Origin of the sequence: Bacillus ectoiniformans (assembly GCF_016908875.1) — a bacterium.
Lineage (GTDB): Bacteria > Bacillota > Bacilli > Bacillales > Domibacillaceae > Bacillus_BX > Bacillus_BX ectoiniformans.
The window spans coordinates 278,719-303,848 of sequence record NZ_JAFBES010000001.1 but is presented as its reverse complement, the minus strand read 5'-3'; the positions used below and the strand labels follow the sequence as shown (position 1 = coordinate 303,848).

Genomic DNA, 25,130 nt, shown 5'->3' with positions numbered 1-25,130 from the left:
GGAAAGAGCACCAATCGCTACGATTCATAGTAACGGCTGGTGCTCAATGTACTTATCTCGCGTTTGGAAACACTCTTCTCGTTGTTTCAGTAAATTCATCGTAGAATCCATCTACAGGCTCGCCGCGCTGAATTCGATCGCCGTATCCAGTCATACGGTTCATGAAATCAGGGTCCGTTGACACATACACATTATCAATGTCATTGTCAGCTGATTTCACTGCACGAGAGATTTTTTTCTCGATCTCTTTCGTCATTTCACCTTCGTAATTATCCGTTAGATCGGCTGACACATAGGCATTGTTTTCAGTGACAATCACGTTAGCCTCTTTTACTTCTTTTAAGTCGACTACTTCCTTCGCTGCATCATCAGCTACTTCCATGCGTGTTTCGTTTCGAGTTACATCATTTTGGTCCATATCCATGTTACCATCATTCACATCTCTGACATCGTAACCGACATTATTGTAACGAACGTCACGAGTCTCCATGCCTTGGTTCGTGTCATTTCTGCCTTCCTCATTACCAGCACAAGCAGCGAATAAAGGGATAGCTAATAAAAAGGTGAAGCCTAAAGATAATTTTCTCATTGAATTTCCTCCTTCTTTTTGATTCTTTATTAAGGTCAACAGAATTCACAGAAAGATACGGTGTAAATATTGTAAAAAAAGAAAAAACTCCTGCATGAAGGCAAGAGTTTAATGATCAACTGCTTTATTAATTTTCACTTTCTGAATCCGGTTGTATTCCATCTGCAGAATTTCAAAATGTAAATCTTCATACTTTAAAGAGGCACCAGGCTTTGGAACGTATCCAAGTTCATGCAATATAAACCCTGCGACAATGCCTTCTTCTTCGGGTAAATCTGTATGGAACACTTCATTTAAACGATAGAGGGGAAGGCGGCCGTTACAAACGATGTAAGAATCGGTTATTTCTTCGATCAGTTTATCTTCCTCAACATCCGTTTCATCTTCAATTTCCTGTCCGATCATCGCTTCAATAATATCTTCATGGCTGATAATTCCTGATGTGCCGCCGTATTCGTCAAGGACAATGGCTAAATGCTTTTTCTCTTTTATCATCATTTTAAATACTTTTTCAATCTGAGTGGATTCTACCACATACAAGGGATGATTATCGGTGAAATCTTCTAATTTTTGATCGGGGTTTAATGCCCAATTTAGCAAAAGCTTTGAGTGAAAAACACCAACGATGCTATCCATATCCCCATCATATACAGGATATCTGGTGTAGTTATTATTTAAAATAATATCTTGTGCCGCCTTGAAATCGCTTCCCAATGGGATGCCGACAATGTCCATACGGGGGGTTTTAAGGGCATCACGAACACCTTTTGTATAGAAGTCGATCACACCTTTAATTCTTTCCGTCTCATCTATTTGAAAGGTTCCTTCCGTTGAAGCAATATCCATCATCACTTTTAATTCTTCTTTTGAAAAAGAAGCTTCTTTTACTTTTCCTTTAGATAAAAATGAAATGATGATTCCAGTAAATTTTGATAATAGAAAAGTAAGCGGTTTAAGAACAAATACCAGCAACGAAATAATTGGGGCTACAATGTAGGCAATTTTCTCAGAGAAAGTGGCCGCGATTGTTTTAGGAACCACTTCTGCAAACACAATGAGTGCAACAGTTAATATTCCAGTAGCGATCCCGACATTCCAGCCATACTTTAAGGCAATAATCGTCACGAGGGTAGGAAGCATAATATTGGCAATGTTATTACCAATTAATATCGCAGTAATTAACTCATCGGGTTTAGAGACAAGGTCTAATAGTTTTTTTGATTTCACATCACCGTTTTCGGCCTTTGTTTTAATTTTCATTTTATTTACTGCAGTTAAAGCTGTTTCGCTTCCTGATAAAAAGAAGGACATAAGCATAAAAAAAAGTATCGCGAATAACAAGTAAATTCCTCCTTAAATATGTATCGATCATGTCAGGTATGGGCTATTCTTCACACCTGGGCAAACGGCTTTTACTTTTCGGTGTGTCTAGTAAAAGCCGTTAGGTGCTTGGGTCAAAAGATCTTTAACCCTAAAGGCAAAGAGCGCCTTTTGGGTTAAAGCCTATTTGCCCTTCACACCTGGGCAAACGGCTTTTACTTTTCATTTTTCCCTTAATGATAAGGATAAACCTTTATGGTGTAAAGATAATTGCTTTTTGGCAGCGGATTTATTTGAACCGGTGCTGTTTGGTGTGCATAGGATGAACAGTGAATAGGAAAAGGGGGCGAATGGTTTGAATAAAGAGAGCTATGTGGATCAGATGAAACAGTGGACGGAAGATCTTCTGAAGCAGCAGGAAACATTCATCGATCTATGTGATCAAAGGGAACATGACAAGTTAGCAGCTTGGAAAGAGAGAGTAGAGAAGTTTCGCGATTCACTAAATGACATAGAGGATATAGAAGGTGAACAGCTGAAAAAGATGGCTGAAGATTTATATCTTGAAGGTGAACAGGTTTATACAGGTATTTCTTTTACTCAGCCATTTAATGAATTAGATTTGGGAGAGGTTCAGTTTGCAGAAAGACAAATGGCCGTACCTATTGGCCAGCATAAACTTCCGCCTCTTCCCTATCCATATAATGCGCTTGAACCTCATATTGATCAAAAAACGATGAGGCTGCACCATGATAAGCACCATCGAAGTTATGTGGAAGGTCTTAATAAAGCAGAAAAAGCATTGCAGCAAGCTCGTCTGGTCAATGATTACCAGCTAATTAAGCATTGGGAAAGGGAGCTGGCTTTTCATGGAGCGGGTCACTATTTGCATACAATCTTTTGGGAGATTATGTGTCCAGAAGGTGGAGGGAAACCGTCTGGCGAGCTGCTGCAAGAGATAAATGACGCGTTCGGAAGCTTTGCTCAGTTTCAGAAGCAGTTTTCTGAAGCGGCAAAAGCTGTGGAAGGCTCAGGCTGGGCGATTTTAGTATGGGCGCCACGAGCACATAGGCTGGAAATTCTTCAGGCGGAAAAGCATCAAAATCTTAGTCAGTGGGACGTCATTCCTCTTCTTGTTTTAGATGTTTGGGAGCACGCGTATTATTTGAAGCATCAAAATAATCGGGCGGGCTACGTGGAAGCATGGTGGAATGTGGTTTGCTGGAAGCAAGTGACTAAACGGTTTAATGAAGCAAAGAAATTGAAGTGGAAACCGTATTGATGAATAACTAATTTTTTTTGCCTATTAACAATTATCGAATTTTGTCGATTTTAATATTATTGAAAAAAATAGTAGCAGGATATAACATAATGAAATTTTTATATATCTTACAGGGGTCAGAAAAGGAGAAAAACTAATATGAAAAAGAGTAAAAGTATTTCCTTAAAACTTTCCGGGCTGATTATTGGATTGTTTTTATTATTGTTTATGATTTATTCAATTGTAACGAATGTTAATTTGTATAAATCCAGTACAACCAGCACCGAAAAAAGTACAGTAGAACATACTGAACTTTACGCAGCTCAAATAGAGAAAAGGTTCAATCAAACAAATGAAACATTACGAACAACGAAGCATATTTTTGAATCATTAAATGCGGAAGGGGAACTTACTGCCAGTACAACATTAAACGTAATTGAAAACAACTTAAAAGAGAACCCAGATATTTTTGGAATGGCTATGATTTTGGAAAATGGGACTGTACCAATCGAGCCTGATGTCAACAAGCAATTAGTAGATGGAAATCAGCGTTTTGTTCCTTATTTATATAGAGACGGTGAGAATGTAAAAGTCGAACCTTTAAGTGATTACGAAGAGGATGGCAGCGGGGATTGGTATTTAATTCCCAGAAAAGAAAACCGAGCAATTTTAACAGAGCCCTACGAATATCAAGCCGGTGGATCCAGCGTTTTAATGGCGACCATTTCTGTACCTTTATCAGCAGAAGATGGTACATTCCTAGGAGTCATTACAGCGGATTTTTCAATTGACTTTCTGAATGACTTAGTGAAAAGCATGAAACCGGCTGGCGGATATGCAAGTATTGTGACGGATCAAGGTTTTCTAGTCGCGAACAGCATTAATCAAAAGTTAATTGGTTCGAATATGAAAGATTCTATTGATTGGAAAAGTATAAAATCTAACTTGGATAATGACAAAACTTCTACTCTGAATGTAGACTCTAAACAATTAAAAGAAGAAGCCTTCAATGCATTTGCACCTGTGGAGGTTGAAGAGATAAAGGAAACTTGGTCTGTTCAAACAGTCGTTCCACAGTCAACTATTCTTCAACCGTTTATGACGAATTTAATGATGACAATCACAGCAGCCATTTTAATGATTATTTTGATGTCTAGTGTGACGTTCTGGTTTATCCATAAACAATTGAAGCCGCTGACTTATTTGCGTGAATCGCTGGAAATGGCGGCTTCTGGTGATTTGACCAAGGTTGTAAACGAGTCTCATATTCGCGAAGATGAAATTGGAGCGGTGGCTGTTGCTTTTAATGATATGCTGCAAAAAACAAGTGACGTCATCCATACTGCTAAAGGATCTTCACATCAGTTAAATTTATCTGCGCAGAAAGTTCATGACATATTTGAAGAAGTTGTTGCTTCTAGCCAGGAAGTGTCGGTTGCTGTTGATGAAATTGCACAAGGTGCTTCACAACAATCGGAAGACACGGAAGATACGAACCATCAAATGGTTGATCTTTCTGAGCAAATCGATTTTCTCTCAACTATTTCTGATGAAATGTACGACTTATCTCAAGAAACAGCTCAATCGACTAAACAGGGAATGGAGCAAGTAAAGCTGCTTCGTGAGCATAATATTGCTACAAATGACATGAACGAAAAGATTCAGCAACAAATTCAGGCATTATCTATTAAGATTTCAGATATTGATAAGGTGATTGAGTCTATTCATGGGATCACTGCTCAAACAAATTTATTAGCATTAAATGCAAGTATTGAAGCAGCGAGAGCGGGTGAACATGGGAGAGGCTTTGCTGTTGTAGCGGAAGAGGTACGAAAATTAGCGGAGCAATCCAGTAAAGAAACAGATATTATTCAAAAAACCGTACAGGAAATCTTAAAAGAGATGAGTCAGACAGTATCAATTATTACAGAGAATATTCAACTCATGGAAGGTCAAAACCAGTCTGTTTCTGATACGGAATCAGCCTTTACTCATAATGCAGAGCTTGCATATAATCTTGGTCAATCAGTCAGTGACCTTACTGCTAAATTGAAAGATATGATCGGCTACAAAGAAAAAGCGATGCTCTCTATTCAAAGTGTTTCTGCTATTTCCGAACAAACGGCTGCTTCTGCTGAACAGGTTAGTGCATCGGCTTCAGAGCAGCAAAGAGAGCTTGAACGGGTGGCAGAGACAACTGAACAAATGAATCAAATTGCTAATGAATTAGAAGAAGTCGTTAATCGCTTTACTCTATAGTTATTTACTCTTTTCAAATGATTCGGAATCATTTATACTATAGTCGCAGTCAGATAAGGAGATTGCTTTTATAAAAAAATAATCTTTACTACTAGGGGTGCCTGTTTGGCTGAGAGAAAAGCGAATGCTTTTCAACTCTAAGAACCTGATCTGGTTTGTACCAGCGTAGGGAAGTAGTGTGAAAACGCCTATTTTCTTATGCACATATTTAAACCAGATCCTATATACCGGATCTGGTTTTTTTACGTTAAGAAAGGGAGGTGAGATAGCTGAGAAAGGTTAACCATTTAACTGTAATGGCGTTATTTGTTGCGATTGCAACATTTGGATCATCTTTTTTAGCGATTCCGGCTGGAGTGGCTAAAGCATACCCAGTACAGCATGCAGTGAATGTGATAGCAGGTGTACTTCTTGGCCCCGGTCCGGCCGTCATCATTGCTTTTGTAACTGGGCTGTTAAGAAATGTATTAGGAACAGGTTCCTTATTAGCCTTTCCAGGAGGCATGATCGGGGCCTTTGCTGCGGGGTGGCTATATCATAAAACGAATCGAACTTGGAGTGCTTCGGTTGGTGAGATGATTGGCTCAGGAATGATGGCGCCGCTATTTGCTGTACCATATGCCAAACTATTCATGGGCACAACGGCTGGCTTTTTCTTTTTCCTGCCTTCTTTCTTTGTCAGCAGTTTGATTGGAGCAGTAATAGGTTTTGTGCTTGTTCAGCGGCTTTACAAGCTAAAGGTTTGGAAAGCGTCAATAAACTAATGCGTAAAAGTTACCTCCATTTCAGTGCGATCGTTAAATGGCAGCAGTCATACCCATTCGTTTTTCCAATGAAGTTTAAATGAAGACCGTCAGGCGTAAATGATGTTTCAACTGTCGATTGAATACCAGTTGATTGAATGAGGCGATCTACTTCTTTATTATTTGACTGCTGAGCAGCCGACATGATCTTTTGATCAAGATCTTTAGACGCGGCTAATTTTTTTATAAGCAGCTGAGCATCCTTCATTAGATTTTCCATCTCAATGGCTGATTGATTAAAAAGTGAAGCATCGACCTTTGGAAATTGCCTAGAGGCAACTGGCGTAAAGTAAATAGGGTGAGAGTAAAAGGCCGGGTGGCCGCAATGATAGGGGCAGTTAAAGATCATCCGCGCATTCCTCCTATTTATTCATCTTTTACAATATACGGTGAAATGTTTTTTGAGTGTATGATTCAGGCGATTAGACAGAAGCAATTCGGCTTAACACTAGAGGCTGATCAAAAAATTTAACTCAAGTTTTTTTTAGCCTTCTATGTTACAGTCGGAAAAACAGAAAATTTGAATGAGGTGACTGTCTTGGCAAAAGGATTGAATAATAAGCGTATCGTCATTGCGGGTTCGCGAAAAGTCGAGGAAATGAGTACATTAATTGAAAAGCAAGGCGGACATCCGGTTTCACGTCCGCTTCAGGGAACCATTTTTTTGGCAGAAGAAGATGTATTGCCGGATTTAAAGCAATTGATTAAGCGGCAAACAGACTGGTTTATATTCACAACAGGGGTTGGAACGGATGCTCTTGTTGATATGGCGGACAAATTAAATATTCGCAATGAATTTCTGACTGTCATCCAAAAGGCAAACATAGCATCAAGAGGATATAAAACCGTAGCATCACTAAAGAAGCTGGGAGTTCAGCCAATTGTTACAGATGATGATGGTACGACAAATGGGTTGATTCGCTCTTTACAAGGTCACGACTTTAAGAATAAGCGCGTAACGATTCAGCTTCATGGAGAAACGGCTCCTGTTTTAACCGAATTTCTTGAAAGCAATGGAGCGGAAGTTCTTTTACTTCTTCCTTATCAGCATATTCCCGCTGACGATCATATAGCTGAAACATTATACAAAGAACTGATTGACAGTAAGGTTGATGCAGTATGCTTTACTACAGCGGTTCAGGTTCGATCGCTTTTTGAGTTTGCAAGAAAAAGAGGAGTTAAACAAGAAATTATTCGCTTATTCAATGAACATGTGGAAGCTTGTGCGGTAGGAAAAGTGACGGCAGAAGCATTGAAGAATGAAGGGGTCAAAAGGGTGCTGACACCTGAAAAGGAGAGAATGGGTGCGCTGATTATTGAATTGTCTCGTTATTATGAGTCTAAAAAAGAACATGGAGATTGAAAGAAAATATAAAATCAAAGGGGATAAAAAAATGGATGTATCTGCGGTGAGTCAAACATTCTCAAAAGTGAGAGAAGGAAATCCTCTCATTCACAATATTACCAATATAGTAGTGGCTAACTTTACAGCCAATGGATTATTAGCTATAGGGGCATCTCCCATTATGGCAGACGCAGTAGAGGAAGTAGCTGACATGGCCAAGGTCGCTGATGCACTGGTGTTAAATATGGGGACAATTGATGAAACAAAAGTAAAGGCTATGATTATTGCAGGACAATCAGCTAATCGGCATGGAGTGCCAGTCATATTTGATCCTGTAGGTGCAGGGGCCACTCCGTACCGGACAGAAATGGCGAAAAAAATCTTGCGGGAAGTTAAGGTGTCCCTTATGCGGAGCAATGCGGCTGAGGCGGCCAATGCAACAGGTCGACATTGGGCGATTAAGGGAGTCGATTCTGTTCAAGGCCAAGGCGATCCTCAGCAGCTGGCTGAAACAGTAGCAAGAGAGTTTGGAATTTTAACAGTGATTTCAGGAGAGACAGATATCATTACAGACGGCAGCCGGACATGCCTTGTGGAAAATGGCCATCCGCTGCTGACAAAAGTAACAGGAGGAGGCTGTTTATTAACTTCGGTAATCGGTGCATTTTTAGCTGTTGAATCGGACTATTTCACCGCTGCTTATTCGGCCGTTTCAGCCTATGGGGCAGCAGCAGAAAAAGCCGTTGAAATAGTGGGAAGTGAAAAACCGGGCAGCTTCCAAATAGAATTTATAAATCAGCTGGCTCTTGTTTCAGCTAATGATTTGACTAAACGAGCTCGATTTAACGTCATACATACAAAGGATTCAGAGAATGACACCATTTAAAGCGTTAACAATAGCGGGATCAGACAGCGGAGGCGGAGCAGGCATTCAAGCCGATCTGAAAACATTTCAAGAGCTCGGGGTATACGGCATGTCCGCCGTTACAGCGGTAACCGCTCAAAATACGACAGGTGTACATGGAGTATATCCGTTATCTGCTTCAGCTGTGGAGGAACAATTATATGCCATAGGGACAGATCTTGAGCCGCAGGCAGTAAAAACGGGCATGCTGTTCAGCGGTGAAATCATTATGGCCGCAGCCAATCAAATCAAAAAATTCGGCTGGAAAAATGTCGTAGTTGACCCTGTTATGATTGCCAAAGGCGGAGCTTCTCTGCTGCAGCAGGAAGCGGTTCAAGCTTTAAAAGAGCATCTGCTTCCTCTAGCCACAGTCATCACTCCTAATATACCGGAAGCGGAAGCGTTAACTGGTATGGCGATTCGAACGCTGGATGATCGTAAAGAAGCAGCTAAAAGGCTGCATCAGCTTGGGGTGAAATATGCAGTCATCAAAGGTGGACATGCTGAGGATTTAGAAGAAACCGGGGAACTGATAGACTTGTTGTCTGTCGGCAAAGAATTAATTTACTATACAAGCCGCCGCATACCCACAAAAAATACACATGGAACAGGGTGCACATTCGCTGCTGCCATTACAGCAGAGCTAGCCAAAGGTCGAAGTATAAAACAAGCTGCTGAAACAGCTAAATGCTTTATCCAGGCTGCGATTGAAGATGATCTTCACATCGGGAACGGGAATGGACCAACCAACCACTGGGCGTATAAGCAAAGAAAAAAGCAGAGAGGCGGCTGACAATGACCATATCGAAAACGATACAAGAAAGACTCAGTCTATACTTCATTATGGGAAGTATAAACAGCAAAAAACAGCCAGTAGATGTGTTAAAAGAAGCGATTGATGGCGGAATTACGCTTTTTCAATTTAGAGAAAAAGGAGCCGGTGCATTGACAGGCCGTGAAAAATATCTTCTAGCGGAACGGCTTCAGCGAGTGTGCCAAACACAGGATATCCCCTTTATCGTTAATGATGATGTAGATTTAGCCGTTCAGCTCGGAGCCGATGGTGTGCATATTGGCCAGGATGATGCGCCAGTTGATGCAGTACGAAATAAAATAGGCCGCAAATGGCTAGGTGTATCCGTTCATACATTAGATGAAGCTCAAACGGCTATTTCACTTGGAGCAGACTATCTTGGAATAGGTCCCATATTTCCAACGACTACAAAGCAAGATGCTAAATCTGTGCAAGGAACCAAACTGATTCAGCAAATTCGAAATGAAGGTTGGACAATTCCGATTGTAGGTATTGGCGGTATCCATGAAGATAATGCCCAAGAAGTAATACGGGCGGGAGCGGATGGGGTATCTGTTATTAGCGCAATTAGTTTATCGGAGTCACCCAAGGACAGTTCAAAAAAATTAATAAAAATGGTGCGTGAGGCTGAAATAAAGAATAAAGACTAATGAAATTGCTTAAAAGTTAAACCTTTCAGTATACAAAGGTTAAGCTTTCAAAATGGAGTATAAAACGATAAAAAGTTTTGTACTCCATTTTTTTGTTTCTTGCATTTGAATCTATTTTTTATATAAAAAAATGGAATAGGGTTGAGCAGGATCCTTGCAGCTAATAATCAAAAAAGAGCTCAGATCGAAAGTCAGATCTGAACTCTTTTTGTGAGAAATGAAGGGAATTAGCTTAATATTTTGGCACAATAATAATTAATTAAAAACAAGAGAAATGATGAAAAAATTTTTTATTAAAGATTTTTTGCAGGGGTATTTTTTAATTTTCAATCTCTTGAATGTATTTTTCCGCTTCCATAAACAATTCTTCTGGTGAATCAGCTACGATATTTTCTCCGTTAATTAACACATAGGGCTGCACTAGACATTGCCCGCAATAATTCAAACAGCGCTCTTCAATTACTTCTGTATTAGGCATTTGACTCAGTTTTTCCTTGACTTCATCCAGTTCATCTTCAAAATTGCAGGGGCAGAATTTAGCTATAATCTCCATGTTAGCAGGCTCCTTTTTTTAGAAAATATTTGATTTATATATTAAAAGATGTGCAGAAAATATCTCAAGTATGTGCGACAACGCAACTATGCTTTATCGCGTTAAATAAATAATACAGGAAAGAGAAAACGCGTTAATGTAAGCGCTTGCAAGATGGAAATGTATGTTATAACATTTAAAACATTACAAATAGTTGTTTGAATTAAACTATTTGAAAAAATTAAATTTTTATTTTGTGGAGGGGATATATATGTCTCAAAATCTTAAAGAAAAAAATCAGAAAAAAGAAGAAGTATTTCCAGTTCAAAGCATTCACCATTTAGAGATTTATGCAGGGAATGCGAAACAATCTGCCTACTACTATGCAAAAGCATTTGGCTTCAGTATTAAAGCATATAGAGGACTAGAAACAGGATGCCGTGATCGTGTGTCTTATGTTCTTGAACAAGGAGCTATTCGCCTAGTTATCACTGGTGCTTTGCAATCAGACACGGATGTGGCTGAATTCGTTAAGCTTCACGGCGAAGGAGCAAAGGATATTGCCTTAAAAGTTAAAAATATTGAAGAAGCATATAAAGGTGCAGTGGAGCGCGGCGGCATCGGCCTTCGTGAGCCTTGGACGGAAGAAGACGAAAACGGTAAAGTCAAAAAAGCAATCATTGGAACATACGGAGACACGATTCATACTCTTGTTGAAAACGTAGATTACAAAGGTGCGTTTATGCCAGGTTATGTATCTTACGAATTCGAGGTAAACTCTGAAACTACTGGATTGATCGGTGTTGACCATATTGTTGGAAACGTAGAAGTCATGGATGAGTGGACTTCTTATTACGAAAAAGTATTTGGATTTAATGTACTGAAGCATTTTGATGATGAAGACATTTCAACTGAATATTCCGCTTTGATGTCAAAAGTTATGATGAATGGAACTGGACGCATTAAATTCCCAATTAATGAACCGGCTGAAGGAAAACGCAAATCTCAAATTCAAGAGTATCTAGAATTCTATAATGGTGCAGGAGTTCAGCATTTAGCTCTTTTAACAAACGATATCATCGGAACGATCAGCGCACTTAAAGCCAATAATGTGGAATTCTTAGAAACGCCGGCTACTTATTATGAAGAGTTAACGAATCGTGTTGGGGAAATTGATGAAGATGTGAAGAAGCTGCAGGATTTAAACATCTTAGTTGACCGTGACGACGAAGGTTACTTGCTGCAAATCTTTACTAAACCGATTGTTGACCGTCCGACATTCTTTATCGAAATTATTCAGCGTAAAGGTGCGCAAGGATTCGGAGACGGAAACTTCAAAGCTCTTTTTGAATCTATTGAGCGTGAGCAGGAACGCCGAGGCAACATTTAATCACATTCGAAATTAGGAGGGAGAACGCTTTTGAAGGCAGAACATGTTACTTCATCAGTTACACATGCGAGCACTCAAGCATTCTTGTCAACATTAATTGACTATGCCGGCTTATTTCCGCCGGCTAAACTTCCGCTTAATGAAGCGGTGCAGAATTATGCTCATTATTGCCGCGGGGAACACGCTTGGATGCTCGGCCCATTTATTATACCAGCAGCGCAATTAGCGGACCTTTCTCCGTTCCTTTCCATGTTCTCAAATGAACAGCCGATGACGATATCTGCCATTGGACAAAAAGGATTGGACGAAAAAAATGCCATCCAAAACTTGAAAATGAACATGAGCCATATTCAATCATTTAGAAGCCAGTTTTCCGAAGAAGCGAAGGTAGAGGTATTTGAACTTCCTCTTCCTGCGATTGAACTAAATCAGTCATTATTATCAGAGATTGCTAGTCAAACAGGTGAATTAGAGTTAAAGACATTTTGTGAGGTCTCTGTTCCAGAACATCTAGATTGGCACACTGGTTTAACTCAAGCTTTAGATGCCCTGGCTTTACATAACAAAGCGAATGAGCGCACACTCGGCGTGAAAATGAGAATGGGCGGGCTGACACCAGACGCTTTTCCAGCGCCAGAACGAGCTGCTGACGTATTAATTGGCTGCCGTGATAGAGGGCTGTCTTTAAAATTTACGGCTGGCCTCCATCACCCGATCCGGATGTATCGAGACGAAGTTCAAACCAAAATGCATGGATTCTTAAATGTGTTTGCGGCTGGAATGCTTGCACATAGACACAATTTAACGAAAGAACAAGTGATCGAGATCTTAACAGACGAAGCACCGGGACACTTCACTTTTTCTAGTGATCAGCTAGCTTGGAAAGATGCAAGCCTGACTGCTGAAGAAATAAGCGGATTAAGAAAGAAATTTGTCTGCTCCTACGGAAGCTGCAGCTTTGATGAACCGCGTGAAGACCTAGAAGCTCTTGGGATTTTATAACAGAAAGGAGAACAACTATGAAACGGTCTTTTATTGAGGTAAAGTCTGAATCGCATTTCCCCATTCAAAACCTTCCTTATGGGGTCTTTCAGACGAAGGATAAAGAACCCCGAGTCGGAGTAGCCATCGGAGAGTATATCTTAGATTTAGCCGTATTAGATGAAGCGGGTCTTTTCAATCAAACAGGTGTGGCTCAGAAAGAAGTATTTAGCCAGCCGTCTTTAAATGCGTATATGGCCCTTGGGAAGAAAGTATGGAAGGAAGTCCGCAGCCAAATCCAGCACTTATTAAGTGAAGATGTGCCGACACTTCGAGATGACTCAGAATTAAAGGAGCAAGCACTTGTTCTGCAGTCTGAGGCAACGATGCTGCTCCCGGCAGAAATTGGTGACTATACGGATTTTTACGCCTCTAAAGAACATGCAACAAATGTGGGGATCATGTTCCGCGGAAAAGAAAACGCGCTAATGCCGAACTGGACGCGTTTGCCTGTTGGGTATCATGGCCGTGCGAGCTCGGTTGTTGTCAGCAACACAGATGTTCGCCGTCCGATGGGTCAAATGAAAACGCCTGACAGTGATGAACCTATTTACGGTCCGTGCCGCCAGCTGGACTTTGAATTAGAAATGGGCTGGTTTATCGGAGAAGGCAATCAGTTAGGGGAGCCTGTTTCTATTGAAGAAGCAGAGGACAGAATCTTTGGCCTGACACTTGTGAATGATTGGAGCGCGCGTGATATACAAGCGTGGGAATATCAGCCGCTTGGTCCGTTTTTAGGGAAAAACTTCGCGACATCTATTTCTCCTTGGGTGATTCCTGTAGAAGCTTTAGAAGACTTTAGAACGGCAGGACCCAATCAGGATCCGAAACCGCTTCCTTATTTACAGACGGATAAACAAGGCGCGTTCGATATTCAATTAGAAGTTCATTTGCAAGGGGAAGAGATGGAAGAATCATCTAAGCTTGCTGTCAGTAACTTTAAATACTTGTATTGGAACATGGCGCAGCAAATTGCTCACCATACAGTAAATGGGTGTAACCTGCGTCCGGGAGACTTGCTGGCCTCTGGCACAATCAGCGGACCTGACAAAGAAAGCCGAGGCAGTATGCTAGAGTTATCATGGCGAGGAGCAGAACCGATTCAACTTCCTAACGGCAAAGAGCGTGTATGGCTTGAAGATGGGGATCGCTTAACGATGACAGGCTGGTGTCAAGGTAACGGATATCGAATTGGCTTCGGCGAAGTGACAGGAAAAATACTTCCTGCTCATGGAAACGTGTCTGCATCTAAAGGATCAATGGTCAAAGCATCTAAATAAATTCGAGATGATAATCGCGGGGGGATTGGCATGGCACTGCTTGAACAAAAAATTACAGCTAGAAAAGAATTAGACGGCCTCGGCGTTTATAAACCGGGTAAGCCGATCGAAGAAGTGAAAAGGGAATTAGGGCTTGAGCGAGTGATTAAGCTTGCTTCAAATGAAAATCCGCTGGGCTATTCTAAAATGGCGAAAGAAGCGATGATGAAAGAACTTGAAAATATTGCGTTTTATCCAGAGGGAACGGCTCCTGTCTTAGCTGAAGCACTGGCGAAAAAACTAAACGTACAGCCTGAACAGCTCATTATCGGGAATGGGTCAGATGAAATTCTTCATTTAATTACACGCAGCTACATCCGCACAGGTGATGAAGCGGTGATGGCCAATGTCACATTTCCTCGATACGACACGAATGTACGAATTGAAGGAGGGACGCCAGCCATTGTTCCTCTCATTGATGGTGTACACGACTTAGATGGCATGCTTGCTGCTATTAATGACCGGACACGCATGGTGTTTGTCTGCAACCCTAATAACCCGACAGGTACGATTGTCGGCAAGCAGGCGTTAGAGGCATTTATTTCGAAAGTACCTGAGCATGTGCTGATCGTCGTTGATGAGGCGTATTTTGAATATGTGACAGAAGAGGATTATTTAAATACAGTTCCTCTTGTTGCCTCATACCCGAATTTAATTGTACTTAGAACATTTTCGAAGATCTATGGCCTCGCTGCATTACGCATCGGCTATGGTGTGATGAATCCTTCAATTGTACAGGAATTAATGAAAGTAAAAGAACCTTTCAATACGAACCGAATGGCTCAAGCGGCAGCAATCGCTTCTCTTCAAGATGAAGAGTTCCTTCAAACATGTATTCAATCGAATGAGGAAGGACGCAAATACATCTCTTCAGAAGCTGAAAAGATGGGATTAAGCTATTTCCCATCACAAGGAAACTTTGTCATGATCCAGTTGGGACGAAGCGGGGATGAAGTGTTTGAAGCACTGCTTAAAAAAGGGATTACCGTCCGTTCAGGCGGCGTTCTTGGCTATCCGGAAACAATTCGGGTTTCAATTGGTACGGAAGAAGAAAATGAAACGTTTATAAAAACATTAAAAGAAGTGCTGAACTAGAGAGGAGAATCTTACATGCCGCATTATGTAAAGATGGGAACTATCCCTCATAAACGCCATGTGCAATTCAGAAAAGAAAATGGAGAATTATATTATGAGCAAGTGATGGGAACAAAAGGGTTTTCTGGCATTCAATCGATTATTTATCATGCACACCCGCCAACACAGATTCGGGCTGCGAAAAAGCTAAAAGAAATTAAATATGAATATGAAGCGAAAGATGCGCTGAAGCATCGTCATTTTCGCACGTGGGATACAAAAGCTGGAGGAGATTTCTTAGAAGCGCGAAAGATCTTTATGGCAAATGATGACCTAGCTATAGGAATCGCGAGGCCAACAGAACAGATGTCTTATTTCTACCGTAATGGAGAAGCAGATGAAATGCTGTTTGTTCATGAAGGGAAAGGAAAAATCGAAAGTATTTTCGGTGAGCTATCATTTGTGCCTGGTGATTATGTTGTCATTCCTATTGGCACTACTTACCGAGTAGTACTTGAATCAGAGGAAGCTAGAATCTTGATCGTTGAATCGAATTCTGCCATTATGCCTCCGAAGCGTTATCGTAATGAATTCGGCCAGCTGCTGGAACACTCACCATTTTGTGAGCGAGACATTCGTCCGCCTGAAAAGCTTGAAATGAAAGATGAAGCAGGCGAGTTTGAAGTTCGTGTCCGGGCGCAGGGCATGATCACTTCTTATACTTATGACTACCATCCTCTAGATGCGATCGGATGGGATGGCTACCTGTTCCCGTATGCCTTCAGTATTCATGATTTTGAGCCAATTACAGGAAGAGTTCATCAGCCGCCGCCAGTACACCAAACGTTTGAAGCGCATAATTATGTTATTTGCTCTTTTGTTCCAAGATTATATGATTACCACCCAGATGCTATTCCTGCCCCATATGTACACAGCAATGTAGAGAGCGACGAGGTTCTATACTATGCTGATGGTGATTTCATGAGCCGCCGAGGAATTGAAGAAGGATCGATTACTCTTCATCCAAGCGGATTACCGCATGGCCCTCATCCAGGAAAAGTGGAAGAAAGTATTGGCAAGAAAGAAACGAAGGAATTGGCAGTCATGATTGATACTTTCCGTCCGCTCTATATTGTCACAGAAGCTCATTCGTATGAAGATGATTCTTATATGTATAGTTGGCTCCCTGAATAATAAGTAACAGGAATGACTGCTTTTTTAGCAGTCATTCCGCCTATTAATGTTTGTAAGCGTTACCAGTGAGTAGCATATTGAAATAATTTGTGAAAGAGGGGCTCATATGCCGAAAAAACTGAATTTTTCTACTTCTCTTATTCTTCTTTTTGCGGTCATTGCATTAATGATTTACAGTTTACTTATTCTTAAGCTAGAACCTCATATTCCTATCGTTATGGCGGCAGTGTTGGTGGCTGTTGTTGCCTTTGTGAAGGGGTGTTCATGGAAACAAATTGAGCAGGGACTGACAAAAGGTATTGCTTCAGGCGTTGTTCCAATGATCATTCTTTCCCTAGTCGGTATGCTGATCGGTGTCTGGATGATGAGCGGAACCGTGCCGACATTGTTATACTATGGCTTTCAAGTTATTTCTCCAGAATGGTTTGCAGTTAGTGCTTTAACATTGACCATTATTGTTTCCTCGTTTTCGGGAAGTTCATTTACTACCATCGGAACAGTTGGCGTTGCTTTAATAGGGATTGCCATTGGGTTGGATATCAATCTTGGTATAGCTGCGGGAGCTATTGTTTGTGGAGCTTGTTTCGGAGATAAAATGTCTCCATTATCTGACACAACTAACTTCGCTTCCAGTGTATCTTCAGTAGATATTTTTGATCATATTCGCCATCTGATGTGGACAACCGTTCCAGCTTTAATTATCACATACGTGGTGTTCTTCTTTATTGGAAGAGAATCAGGAGGCGCAAGTATTGAACAAATTACTGCGGCAAATCAAGCACTGCAATCATCATTTTCCATTTCATGGTTAACTCTTCTTTCTCCATTATTAGTTGTTGTGCTTGCTTATCGTAGAATGCCGACGATACCAGTAATTATCATCGGGTTAATCAGCGGTCTTTTAACAGCAGCTTTATTGCAGGGAGCTGTTAATCCAGCAAACTTAATGAATACGATACAAAATGGATTTACTCTTGAGTCAGGAAATGAAATTATCGACGGAATTGTTAACCGTGGCGGATTCCAGTCAATGATGTGGTCTGTATCTTTAATATTTGTTGCATTGGCTTTTGGCGGAGTCATTCAAGAAGTGGGTCTGCTTCAAAGTTTAATTGAAAAAACAGTGGCGGGCATTAAAAACACGGGAGCGATTGTTTCTCAAACTGTAGCTGCTTCTATAGGTATTAATCTATTAACGGGAGAGCAATATTTATCCATTTTATTGCCGGGTCAAACGTTTAAGCCAGTATATGAGCAGGCAGGACTTTCGAGGCTAAACCTTTCCCGAGCACTTGAAGATGCAGGCACTCTTATTAATCCTTTGATCCCTTGGGGAGTGAGCGGAGCTTTCTTTGCAAGCACGCTTGGTGTACCTGTCTTAACTTACCTGCCATATGCCATCCTTCTTTACTTGTGTCCGATTTTCTCTATTTTATTAGCATTTACAGGTATCGGGATAAAAAAAGAACTAGCAACCTTAGAAGCAGTTAGTTTGGATCAGCAAAAAATGAATGATTCTTCAAATAATTCTTCAGTTATATGAATCACTAAACACTAGGCGGACTTTGTCCGGCTAGTGTTTTTAGTTGTGCTTAAAATGGATGTCAGATCTATAACGGAAGGACATCTTCCATTTGACTGTTTAACGTGAAGAATGTCTGTGAAAAAAGAGAATTGTTATTTGAATAATCTTATTCTATGCTTTTAGCCGAAAGTTACTAGATTTCACTTGACTAAACAGCAGAAATAGTAATATTCTAATAAGCGTAATGATTCCTATTTAATGTGATTAGCGCATATAGTTTTTTTATAGAACGGTTAATAAGAAAGGAGAAGGAGAATGAAATCCTTTATTTATCTATGTATATCAATGATCATTTTTTCACTTGTACTCAGCGGATGCGGGACTGGTGAGAACAAGCAGGAGAGTGAAGAAAAATCAGAAGATAAAAAAATACAAGTCTATGCAACGATTTTTCCCTTGAAAGATTTCACTGAAAAAATTGGCGGCAAACATGTTGAAGTGAAAAGTGTGTATCCCGCAAATGTAGATGCCCATTCTTATGAACCAACGCTTAAAGAGCTCAAAAGTATGGCAGATGCAGATATGTTCATATACAATGGGGCCGGTTTTGAAGGGTTCTCTGATAAAGTCAGTGAGATGCTGAAGAGTGAAGATGTTACAGTGGTGAAAGCAACAGAAGGAATGGACTTAGGACACGAAAATGAGGCGGCTCACAGTGAAGAAGAACATGGTCATGAGGAAGAAGCTCACAGCGAAGAACAACATCATGATCACGGTGATACAGATCCTCATGTTTGGATTGACCCGGTTCTATCCATTGAACTTGCTCATACTATTAAAGACGCATTAGTAAAAGAAGATCCTGCCCATAAAGAAACATACGAAGAGAATTATAAAAAGGTAGAAGCTGAATTGAAAAAAGTGGATCAGGAGTTTGCAAAGATAGTCAATGAATCGAAACAAAAACATGTTTTAGTTTCACACGCTGCCTATGGATATTGGGAAGAGCGCTATGGAATTAAGCAAATTGCAATAGCAGGCTTATCTCCAACTCAAGAGCCGAGTCAAAAACAATTGAAAGAAATTATCGAGCAGTCTAAGAAACATGATGTAAAGTACATTTTATTTGAGCAAAATGTATCTTCTACCGTAGCCGACATTATTCAAACGGAAATTGGAGCAAAACCTTTATCGCTTCATAATCTTGAATCGGTGACTAAAGAAGATATTAATAACAAAGAAGATTACTTTAGCATTATGAGAAAAAATATTCAGGCGATCAAGACAGCATTAAGCGGGAAATGAACTGAAAGAACGTGAGACTGATTCATTAGTCTCACGTTCTTTTTTATGGACTCAAATGTCCATGTGGAGGGGGCATATCCCTAATTCATCTCCCGTTCTGCAGATCTCATGAATGGCTTCAGTAAGCTGTTCGTCACTGTGAGTAGCCATGATTGTAAAGCGAATACGGCTTTTTCCGACAGGAACCGTAGGAGGGCGGATCGCTGGAGCGAATATTCCTCTTTCTTCTAATAACTTTGAAAAATGCAGAGCTTTTTCGGCTTCTCCTACAAGCAGAGCAATAATAGGTGTTTGACCGGGAACTAGCTGAAATCCATGTTTGAGCAAGCCACTTCTAAATGAAGAGGAAAGGGAAAGCAGTCTTTCTCTGCGTTCAGGCTCCCTTTGAAGGATGTCAATAGCAGCGATGCTCGCTCCAACGACACCAGGAGATAAAGAAGTTTGAAATATAAAGGGACGGGAACGGTTTTTTAAATATTCCACAATGTCGTGAGAAGCTGCGACAAAACCACCTTCTGTTCCAATCGCTTTGCTGAGCGTACCCACTTGTATCTGAATTCCAGTTTCGATCCCAAAAAATTCTGCTGTGCCTCTCCCATGCTTCCCTAATACTCCAGTAGCATGAGCATCGTCGACCATCACCCAAGCTCCATAAGCTTTAGCAAGATTCACGATATCGGGAAGCGGAGCCAAGTTGCCATCCATGCTAAACACTCCGTCTGTCACGATCAATTTCTTAGAATGTCTAGGCAGGGCAGTCAATTTTTGTTCAAGATCTAAGACATCTGTATGCCGGTATATGACTGTAGTTGCTTTACTTAACCGGCATCCATCGATAATGCTTGCATGATTTAATTCATCACTTAAAATATAATCTCCTTTTCCCATGAGAGCCGAGATCGTTCCAATATTCGCTAAGTAACCACTGGAGAAGAGCAGAGCAGACTCCGTTTTTTTCCATTCGGCTATTTTCTGCTCCAGCTGCTCATGAATAGAGAAATTTCCTGTCGTTAATCTTGAACCGCCTGACCCAGTGCCATAAACATCGATCGCTTGAATGGCTTGTTTCTTTAGTTCAGGATGTGTAGACAGACCTAGATAATTATTAGTGGAAAAAAGCCGGACAGGATTTCCTTCGAGAATCACTTCCGGTTCGCTGGGAGAGTCTAGCTTGCGAACTTTGCGGCGCAAATGCAATTTGTCTAATTCCTTTAATTCTTTTTCTAAGTTAAACAATTTCACTCACCTCCTTTGTCACCATTACGGGTACTTTAGTTAAGTAATGAATTAGCTGGTCTATGTTTGCCTCTCCTTTGACAAAGAATACTCTGCCGCCAGAGTAACAATTCTTCTCTTTAAGCGGAGTTAGTCTGATATAACCGACACTTTGGCTGGCTACATAGCCCGTTAAATAGCCTGGGTCATCTGACCAGCATAATTCTGCCGCAATGAATGGAGAAGCTGCCGTTTTAGAGGCTAAAGCGACGGCTTCGCGAATTCTAGACAGACTATGTACAGCATGGGTCTTGGACCATTCTGAGAAATTACGTTCATCCCAGTCAATCTGAGACACTCTTATCGCTTTATTAAAGGGGTTTAATATCTTACCTGTTTCAGCATCCAATAGGTAAGCTCCGGGAAAGTCTTCAGCATTGGCTAATAATGAAACAGCCATATTAGCAGCAAGTTGTGCAACGCCGGATTTCAATAAATACTCTTGGGCTCTATTGCGAGACTCTGCCACATCACGGCAATCGACCGTTTTGGGAATGAGGGCAGGAACATATTCAATAAGACTTGTATCTATTTTTTCAATCGTAATTTGGATAAAGTCTGCTTGTCCGCGTTCATGGATCATGGCTCTTTTAACTAGTTTTTGTGCTTCTTCTTCTAATTGTTCTTTCGCCACAATTCTTTCCGCTCCTGAAATGTGCATACCGCCTGCCTCGTGAGCACCGCCTTCAGCGGATCTCATTCTTATGCTGTAACGGTCGTTGTACAAGCTGAACACCTGCCCTTTGAATAGTTAATTTAAGTGCTTTATATAATGGCCATGATAGTAGAACAGTAAAAATCATGCCGGGTACTGCCGCTAAAAGAAGCGGGATGAAAGGAACACCTAGAGTGAGAGATAACACTAAGCGGGCAAACAAAGTGCTAAGAGGTCCGGCTATGGACACAATCAAAAAGCGAGTGCCGAACACGCCAATAAGAGCAGCGGCTGCCACGCGAAAGGCCATAGCAACTTCGACGTTAATAATTGTATGCAGACCCAATAGTAATAAAATGGAGCTCGCAATTACTCCTGCACATAAATATCTCCATATCCCAAATGCTGCCGCAATCGCCACTCCGATGGGGGCAGAAAGCTGAAATTCCGCACCGGGAATAATGGAAGGAAGTTTTATCATTCCTGTGACGGCAATCAGGGCTGCTAATAGGCTGGTTAAAGCAATTTCTTGAGGGGAAATTTTCATCAAAGCGATCCTCCTTGGTTTTATGTTAACTTAAATTCACTCTACGTTAACATTTTATAAGGTTTATAGTATTTGGTCAATATAGATTAAATTAGAAAGATGTTAATTAAGCAGAACCCTCCGGTAACCCAAATACTATTTTATAAGGTTGTTTATTTTGTTATAAAAATAGCTTTTAAAACTGATAAAATATGGTTACACATAAAGTTTGGGCATCAAGCAGAAACCAATTTGAAATGATGAATAGTAAAAGAAATAGAAATGATCATTGTGCAGGGGAGGGCGGGCTGTTTGTATGTAGTGGTAGTGAATGAAAAAGCGGGGAATGGGCGGGCTTTAAAGCAATGGCAAGAGCTTGAAACCATATTCACATCAAAGCAAGTAGACTTCCAGCTAGTGTTGACTGAATCAGCAGTTGAAACGAGAGAAAGGTTATGGGAAGTGAAGAAAGCAAGTCTAAAGATCAAAGCAGTCATTATTATTGGAGGAGATGGTACAGTCCATACGGTCATTCAAGATATAGCGGAAACAGCTATTCCAATAGCCATTCTTCCAACAGGCTCAGGAAATGATTTAGCCAAATCGTTAAAACTTTCTTCTTCACCGAAGGTTTTTGCTGAAGCACTTTTACGGCACCAAGTGAGAGGAATGGACGTATTGCATGTGAATGGAAGTTATTGTATAACTGTAGCTGCGGCGGGAATGGATGCTGAAATAGCGGATCATGTCGATCGATCTGTCTATAAAAGATGGCTTAATACTGTAAAAGCTGGTTCTTTAGCGTATGTGATAGGCACTCTTGCTATAGTAAGAAAGTTTAAACCGGCACATGCCGACATATTCATAGATGATGAAAAGTACATAGCCGAAAATGTTTGGCTTCTAGCTTGCGGAAATACGACAAGCTACGGGGGTGGGATGAACATTTGTCCCCTTGCTCATCCGGCAGATGGACTTATTGATATTACCTTTCTTCATAGCGTCAGCCGAATGTCTATATTATGGAAGTTGCTTCCTAAAGTATTTTTAGGGACACATTTGAATGAAAAGGGTGTGGCAAATTTTAAAGGGAAGAAAATCATGATCTCTGCCAATAGACCGCTGAAAGTTATTGCGGATGGGGAAGTAATTAGTGAAACACCCGTCACTATACAAGTGAAAGAAAAGGGCATTAAAATTTTGCTGACGAGTAAAAAATAACAAAAAAATGGTGCCCGTTTTAGGGGCACCTTAAGAAAAATAGGGAGTATAGTGTTGCCTGATACAAGTTCTTAAAATCAGTTATCTGTTAAGCAACTTCACTTTGTTTAGAGTGAACTTTTTGCATGAACAAGTTAACATCAGATGGAACTTTGCGATCCAATTTAGAAACAACGTATACAGTTAAGAAACCAATCGGCACTGTGATGATGCCAGGCACTTTAAATTGAAGCGCTGCTGGTAAAGAAGAAGCAAAGAAGATCATGATCATAGAAGCGGCAAGACCGACTAGTAGGCCTGCAATAGCTCCTTTTTCAGTAATTCCTCTCCACCAAATGCCGAATAAGAATACAGGTGTGAATGTACTAGCGGCAACTGTAAAGGCAAGTGCAACCAAGTGACCGATAGATTGACCTTTAACTAATAGACCAAGAGATCCGTATAATACACCAAGTACAACGATAGCTAATTTACCAGCCATAACACGCTGCTTTTGAGTTAATTCCTTTTTAGAGAATGATGCATATAAATCGTGAGCTAATGCTCCAGAACTAGCGATGAATAGACCTGAAAGGTTAGAGAAGATTGCGGCGAATGCACCAGCGATAACTAGACCTAACAGCCATTTGCCTCCTAATACTTCAGCAATGGATGGAATAACCATGTTGTCTCCGCCAGTAACTAGGTTTTTCATTACTTCAGGGCTGATGTTGCCTTCAAGAATGATCGCACGTCCAACAACGCCTAAGTATACAGCGAATAAGAAGAACGCACTGGCAATTCCAATCGCCATTAATGCTGATTTACGAGCTGCTTTCGCACTTGGGTTCGTATAGAAACGAAGCAAGATATGCGGAAGGCCGATCGTACCAAGTGATAAACCAAGGACAAGTGAGAACGTGTGTAAGAAGTTAGGTGTGATAACACCAGTAGTACCCCAAGCAGCACCATTAAACATGATATCTTTGCCGTCTTCAGTGAAAGCGGCAGTGTTAGCGATTGTACCTGTAAACTCAGTGATAGATGCAAGAATTTTGTGGTAGTGAAGTCCGCCGTAAATTGCAGCTCCTACCATTAGAATAAATGCTCCGACACGAATCCAAAGCTCAAGAGCCTGATTGAGTGTCGTTCCTTTCATTCCGCCGACGCCTACATACAAAATCATTACTGAGCAAGTAAAGATAATACCGAATTCATAAGAAGTGCCAAAGAACATGCTCAAAATTTGAGCTGCGCCAAGCAGCTGAGGAGCTGCATAGAATCCAGAGATAGCCAGTACGACAAGAACGGCTACTAGTCGTGCGCGTTTGCTGTGGAAACGGTAGGCGACAAAGTCAGCAATCGTGTAAGCTCCGAACCTTCTAAGAGGACCTGCAACGAAAATGGCTAATAGAGTTAAACCGATAGAGAAACTGAAAGTGTAGAATGCGCCATCGTAACCAATGGCAAATGTTAAACCAGCTAATCCTAAGAAGGTAGCAGCAGATAGATAGTCACCTGCGATGGCTGAACCGTTTGTGAACCAGCCGAACGAACGTCCGCCAACGAAGAAATCACTGGCACTGGAGCTTTTTTTAGATAGGTAAGTAATGTAGACAATCGTTCCCATTAAAATAAAGGTGAAAAGATATTTAGGCTCAAGAAACGTTTCCATCATGCCGTATTCCCTCCTTTAATAGAGTCTTTGTTTTCATTTGAAGAAGAGGCCGGCTGATACAATTCAAGGCGGCTTTCATATTTCTTCGTGTGGATAGCAGCAATAGCAAATGCCATGACCATTCCGACGATCGTTGTTAAGAACCAAGTAAACGTCATGCCACCCCATATGCGATTGAAAGCGAAGTCTTTGAAGAACCAGTTAATGACCGGGATGAAGAAAATAAACACATAATAAATGGATGATAACCCTAAGCCTGTTTTAAACTCAGACTTCATGATATTACTTGTATCCTGATCCATCGGCTCCAGTTTGCTTACATCAACTGTACCCAAACTAGTATCTGTCATTTGATACTCTTTCATATTCTCATCTCCTCCTTATTTCATAATTATAAATGACAAAATAATGAAAACCCTTACAATTTGATGTCTGAATATTATAAAAAATTGCTTGTTTTTGAAATATTTG

Annotated in this window: 24 protein-coding genes and 1 riboswitch; of the genes, 15 read left to right on the top strand and 9 right to left on the bottom strand. The window is 40.7% G+C overall.

The genetic code is table 11. The annotated features are described in order from the left end of the window. Positions 1–52: 52 nt before the first annotated feature. Both JOC78_RS01515 and JOC78_RS01510 read right to left on the bottom strand, forming a co-directional pair. On the bottom strand, positions 53–589 hold the full coding sequence (locus JOC78_RS01515) for a YhcN/YlaJ family sporulation lipoprotein (RefSeq protein WP_204552328.1): 537 nt from the start codon (positions 587–589) through the stop codon (positions 53–55). Positions 590–697: 108 nt separating this feature from the next. Continuing rightward, positions 698–1,930, bottom strand: a complete 1,233-nt coding sequence (locus tag JOC78_RS01510; RefSeq protein WP_204552326.1) for a hemolysin family protein — start codon at positions 1,928–1,930, stop codon at positions 698–700. Positions 1,931–2,264: 334 nt separating this feature from the next. Between JOC78_RS01510 and JOC78_RS01505 the strand changes: the two genes are divergently transcribed. The 3 genes from JOC78_RS01505 to thiW all read left to right on the top strand — a co-directional run bounded on the left by JOC78_RS01505 (position 2,265) and on the right by thiW (position 6,193). Then, positions 2,265–3,191 (top strand): superoxide dismutase, encoded by a 927-nt coding sequence (locus JOC78_RS01505; protein WP_239586926.1) that lies wholly within the window; start codon positions 2,265–2,267, stop codon positions 3,189–3,191. A gap of 138 nt (positions 3,192–3,329) precedes the next feature. Continuing rightward, on the top strand, positions 3,330–5,429 hold the full coding sequence (locus JOC78_RS01500) for a methyl-accepting chemotaxis protein (RefSeq protein ID WP_204552324.1): 2,100 nt from the start codon (positions 3,330–3,332) through the stop codon (positions 5,427–5,429). Positions 5,430–5,512: 83 nt separating this feature from the next. Continuing rightward, positions 5,513–5,618, top strand: a riboswitch (TPP riboswitch). A 107-nt stretch (positions 5,619–5,725) separates the two neighbouring features. Beyond that, complete coding sequence (gene thiW, locus JOC78_RS01495; RefSeq protein WP_204552322.1) at positions 5,726–6,193, top strand: energy coupling factor transporter S component ThiW; 468 nt, start codon at positions 5,726–5,728, stop codon at positions 6,191–6,193. Positions 6,194–6,203: 10 nt separating this feature from the next. Here the strand turns inward: thiW and JOC78_RS01490 are convergent, their stop codons facing one another. Then, positions 6,204–6,581, bottom strand: coding sequence for a YuzC family spore coat inner layer protein (locus JOC78_RS01490; RefSeq protein WP_204552320.1), 378 nt, complete (start codon positions 6,579–6,581; stop codon positions 6,204–6,206). 189 nt (positions 6,582–6,770) lie between these two features. Here JOC78_RS01490 and JOC78_RS01485 point away from each other — a divergent pair, with 189 nt between their 5' ends. The 4 genes from JOC78_RS01485 to thiE are packed head-to-tail and all read left to right on the top strand — an operon-like array spanning position 6,771 to position 9,945. Next, entirely contained in the window at positions 6,771–7,595 is an 825-nt protein-coding gene (locus JOC78_RS01485) for a uroporphyrinogen-III synthase (RefSeq protein WP_204552318.1), read from the top strand. 31 nt (positions 7,596–7,626) lie between these two features. Then, positions 7,627–8,463, top strand: a complete 837-nt coding sequence (gene thiM, locus JOC78_RS01480) for a hydroxyethylthiazole kinase (RefSeq protein ID WP_204552316.1) — start codon at positions 7,627–7,629, stop codon at positions 8,461–8,463. After that, positions 8,450–9,274 carry a bifunctional hydroxymethylpyrimidine kinase/phosphomethylpyrimidine kinase gene (gene thiD, locus JOC78_RS01475; protein WP_204552314.1) on the top strand — a complete coding sequence of 275 codons (825 nt, stop codon included), beginning with the start codon at positions 8,450–8,452 and terminating at the stop codon, positions 9,272–9,274. Before thiM ends, thiD begins: the two co-directional genes overlap by 14 nt. A 2-nt stretch (positions 9,275–9,276) precedes the next feature. After that, positions 9,277–9,945: a thiamine phosphate synthase gene (thiE, locus tag JOC78_RS01470; protein WP_204552312.1), complete on the top strand. Its 669-nt coding sequence runs from the start codon at positions 9,277–9,279 to the stop codon at positions 9,943–9,945. A 319-nt stretch (positions 9,946–10,264) separates the two neighbouring features. Here thiE and JOC78_RS01465 read toward each other — a convergent pair whose 3' ends face one another. Further along, positions 10,265–10,498 (bottom strand): DUF1450 domain-containing protein, encoded by a 234-nt coding sequence (locus JOC78_RS01465; RefSeq protein ID WP_204552310.1) that lies wholly within the window; start codon positions 10,496–10,498, stop codon positions 10,265–10,267. Positions 10,499–10,748: 250 nt separating this feature from the next. On the opposite strand from JOC78_RS01465, the gene hppD reads away from it, so the two are divergent. The 7 genes from hppD to JOC78_RS01430 all read left to right on the top strand — a co-directional run bounded on the left by hppD (position 10,749) and on the right by JOC78_RS01430 (position 19,325). Then, positions 10,749–11,867, top strand: coding sequence for a 4-hydroxyphenylpyruvate dioxygenase (gene hppD, locus JOC78_RS01460; protein ID WP_204552308.1), 1,119 nt, complete (start codon positions 10,749–10,751; stop codon positions 11,865–11,867). A gap of 30 nt (positions 11,868–11,897) precedes the next feature. Next, a complete protein-coding gene (locus JOC78_RS01455) occupies positions 11,898–12,869 on the top strand; it encodes a hypothetical protein (protein WP_204552306.1) in 972 nt (323 codons plus the stop codon). Between the two features lie 17 nt (positions 12,870–12,886). Beyond that, the gene (gene fahA, locus JOC78_RS01450) at positions 12,887–14,188 is read left to right on the top strand and encodes a fumarylacetoacetase (RefSeq protein WP_204552304.1); all 1,302 of its coding nucleotides are present in this window, start codon (positions 12,887–12,889) and stop codon (positions 14,186–14,188) included. Between the two features lie 30 nt (positions 14,189–14,218). Beyond that, complete coding sequence (hisC, locus tag JOC78_RS01445) at positions 14,219–15,322, top strand: histidinol-phosphate transaminase (RefSeq protein WP_204552302.1); 1,104 nt, start codon at positions 14,219–14,221, stop codon at positions 15,320–15,322. 15 nt (positions 15,323–15,337) lie between these two features. Then, on the top strand, positions 15,338–16,495 hold the full coding sequence (locus tag JOC78_RS01440) for a homogentisate 1,2-dioxygenase (RefSeq protein WP_204552300.1): 1,158 nt from the start codon (positions 15,338–15,340) through the stop codon (positions 16,493–16,495). Positions 16,496–16,601: 106 nt separating this feature from the next. Continuing rightward, complete coding sequence (gene nhaC, locus JOC78_RS01435) at positions 16,602–18,038, top strand: Na+/H+ antiporter NhaC (RefSeq protein ID WP_204552298.1); 1,437 nt, start codon at positions 16,602–16,604, stop codon at positions 18,036–18,038. 297 nt (positions 18,039–18,335) lie between these two features. Then, complete coding sequence (locus JOC78_RS01430) at positions 18,336–19,325, top strand: metal ABC transporter substrate-binding protein (protein WP_204552296.1); 990 nt, start codon at positions 18,336–18,338, stop codon at positions 19,323–19,325. A 51-nt stretch (positions 19,326–19,376) separates the two neighbouring features. Here the strand turns inward: JOC78_RS01430 and bioF are convergent, their stop codons facing one another. From bioF to JOC78_RS01415, 3 genes are read right to left on the bottom strand one after another with little or no spacing between them, the layout of a single operon-like run. After that, on the bottom strand, positions 19,377–20,561 hold the full coding sequence (gene bioF, locus JOC78_RS01425) for an 8-amino-7-oxononanoate synthase (protein WP_239586925.1): 1,185 nt from the start codon (positions 20,559–20,561) through the stop codon (positions 19,377–19,379). Continuing rightward, positions 20,554–21,327: a 6-carboxyhexanoate--CoA ligase gene (locus JOC78_RS01420; RefSeq protein WP_204552292.1), complete on the bottom strand. Its 774-nt coding sequence runs from the start codon at positions 21,325–21,327 to the stop codon at positions 20,554–20,556. The genes bioF and JOC78_RS01420 overlap by 8 nt, the downstream gene beginning before the upstream one ends. Continuing rightward, complete coding sequence (locus tag JOC78_RS01415; protein WP_204552291.1) at positions 21,287–21,802, bottom strand: hypothetical protein; 516 nt, start codon at positions 21,800–21,802, stop codon at positions 21,287–21,289. Before JOC78_RS01415 ends, JOC78_RS01420 begins: the two co-directional genes overlap by 41 nt. A 300-nt stretch (positions 21,803–22,102) precedes the next feature. Between JOC78_RS01415 and JOC78_RS01410 the strand changes: the two genes are divergently transcribed. After that, the gene (locus JOC78_RS01410) at positions 22,103–23,002 is read left to right on the top strand and encodes a diacylglycerol/lipid kinase family protein (protein WP_338023159.1); all 900 of its coding nucleotides are present in this window, start codon (positions 22,103–22,105) and stop codon (positions 23,000–23,002) included. A gap of 88 nt (positions 23,003–23,090) precedes the next feature. Here the strand turns inward: JOC78_RS01410 and JOC78_RS01405 are convergent, their stop codons facing one another. After that, entirely contained in the window at positions 23,091–24,659 is a 1,569-nt protein-coding gene (locus JOC78_RS01405; RefSeq protein ID WP_204552287.1) for a sodium/solute symporter, read from the bottom strand. Further along, the gene (locus JOC78_RS01400) at positions 24,656–25,024 is read right to left on the bottom strand and encodes a hypothetical protein (RefSeq protein WP_204552285.1); all 369 of its coding nucleotides are present in this window, start codon (positions 25,022–25,024) and stop codon (positions 24,656–24,658) included. Before JOC78_RS01400 ends, JOC78_RS01405 begins: the two co-directional genes overlap by 4 nt. Between the last annotated feature and the right edge of the window lie 106 nt (positions 25,025–25,130).

Bases quoted from the DNA above. Each gene is read 5' to 3' on its own strand.
- hisC (WP_204552302.1), top strand. From the start codon at position 14,219: ATGGCACTGCTTGAACAAAAAATTACAGCTAGAAAAGAATTAGACGGC.
- JOC78_RS01415 (WP_204552291.1), bottom strand. From the start codon at position 21,802: ATGAAAATTTCCCCTCAAGAAATTGCTTTAACCAGCCTATTAGCAGCC.
- fahA (WP_204552304.1), top strand. From the start codon at position 12,887: ATGAAACGGTCTTTTATTGAGGTAAAGTCTGAATCGCATTTCCCCATT.
- thiM (WP_204552316.1), top strand. From the start codon at position 7,627: ATGGATGTATCTGCGGTGAGTCAAACATTCTCAAAAGTGAGAGAAGGA.
- hppD (WP_204552308.1), top strand. From the start codon at position 10,749: ATGTCTCAAAATCTTAAAGAAAAAAATCAGAAAAAAGAAGAAGTATTT.
- JOC78_RS01405 (WP_204552287.1), bottom strand. From the start codon at position 24,659: ATGATGGAAACGTTTCTTGAGCCTAAATATCTTTTCACCTTTATTTTA.
- JOC78_RS01500 (WP_204552324.1), top strand. From the start codon at position 3,330: ATGAAAAAGAGTAAAAGTATTTCCTTAAAACTTTCCGGGCTGATTATT.
- JOC78_RS01400 (WP_204552285.1), bottom strand. From the start codon at position 25,024: ATGAAAGAGTATCAAATGACAGATACTAGTTTGGGTACAGTTGATGTA.
- nhaC (WP_204552298.1), top strand. From the start codon at position 16,602: ATGCCGAAAAAACTGAATTTTTCTACTTCTCTTATTCTTCTTTTTGCG.
- thiD (WP_204552314.1), top strand. From the start codon at position 8,450: ATGACACCATTTAAAGCGTTAACAATAGCGGGATCAGACAGCGGAGGC.
- JOC78_RS01430 (WP_204552296.1), top strand. From the start codon at position 18,336: ATGAAATCCTTTATTTATCTATGTATATCAATGATCATTTTTTCACTT.
- JOC78_RS01440 (WP_204552300.1), top strand. From the start codon at position 15,338: ATGCCGCATTATGTAAAGATGGGAACTATCCCTCATAAACGCCATGTG.
- thiE (WP_204552312.1), top strand. From the start codon at position 9,277: ATGACCATATCGAAAACGATACAAGAAAGACTCAGTCTATACTTCATT.
- JOC78_RS01490 (WP_204552320.1), bottom strand. From the start codon at position 6,581: ATGATCTTTAACTGCCCCTATCATTGCGGCCACCCGGCCTTTTACTCT.
- thiW (WP_204552322.1), top strand. From the start codon at position 5,726: ATGGCGTTATTTGTTGCGATTGCAACATTTGGATCATCTTTTTTAGCG.
- JOC78_RS01465 (WP_204552310.1), bottom strand. From the start codon at position 10,498: ATGGAGATTATAGCTAAATTCTGCCCCTGCAATTTTGAAGATGAACTG.
- JOC78_RS01515 (WP_204552328.1), bottom strand. From the start codon at position 589: ATGAGAAAATTATCTTTAGGCTTCACCTTTTTATTAGCTATCCCTTTA.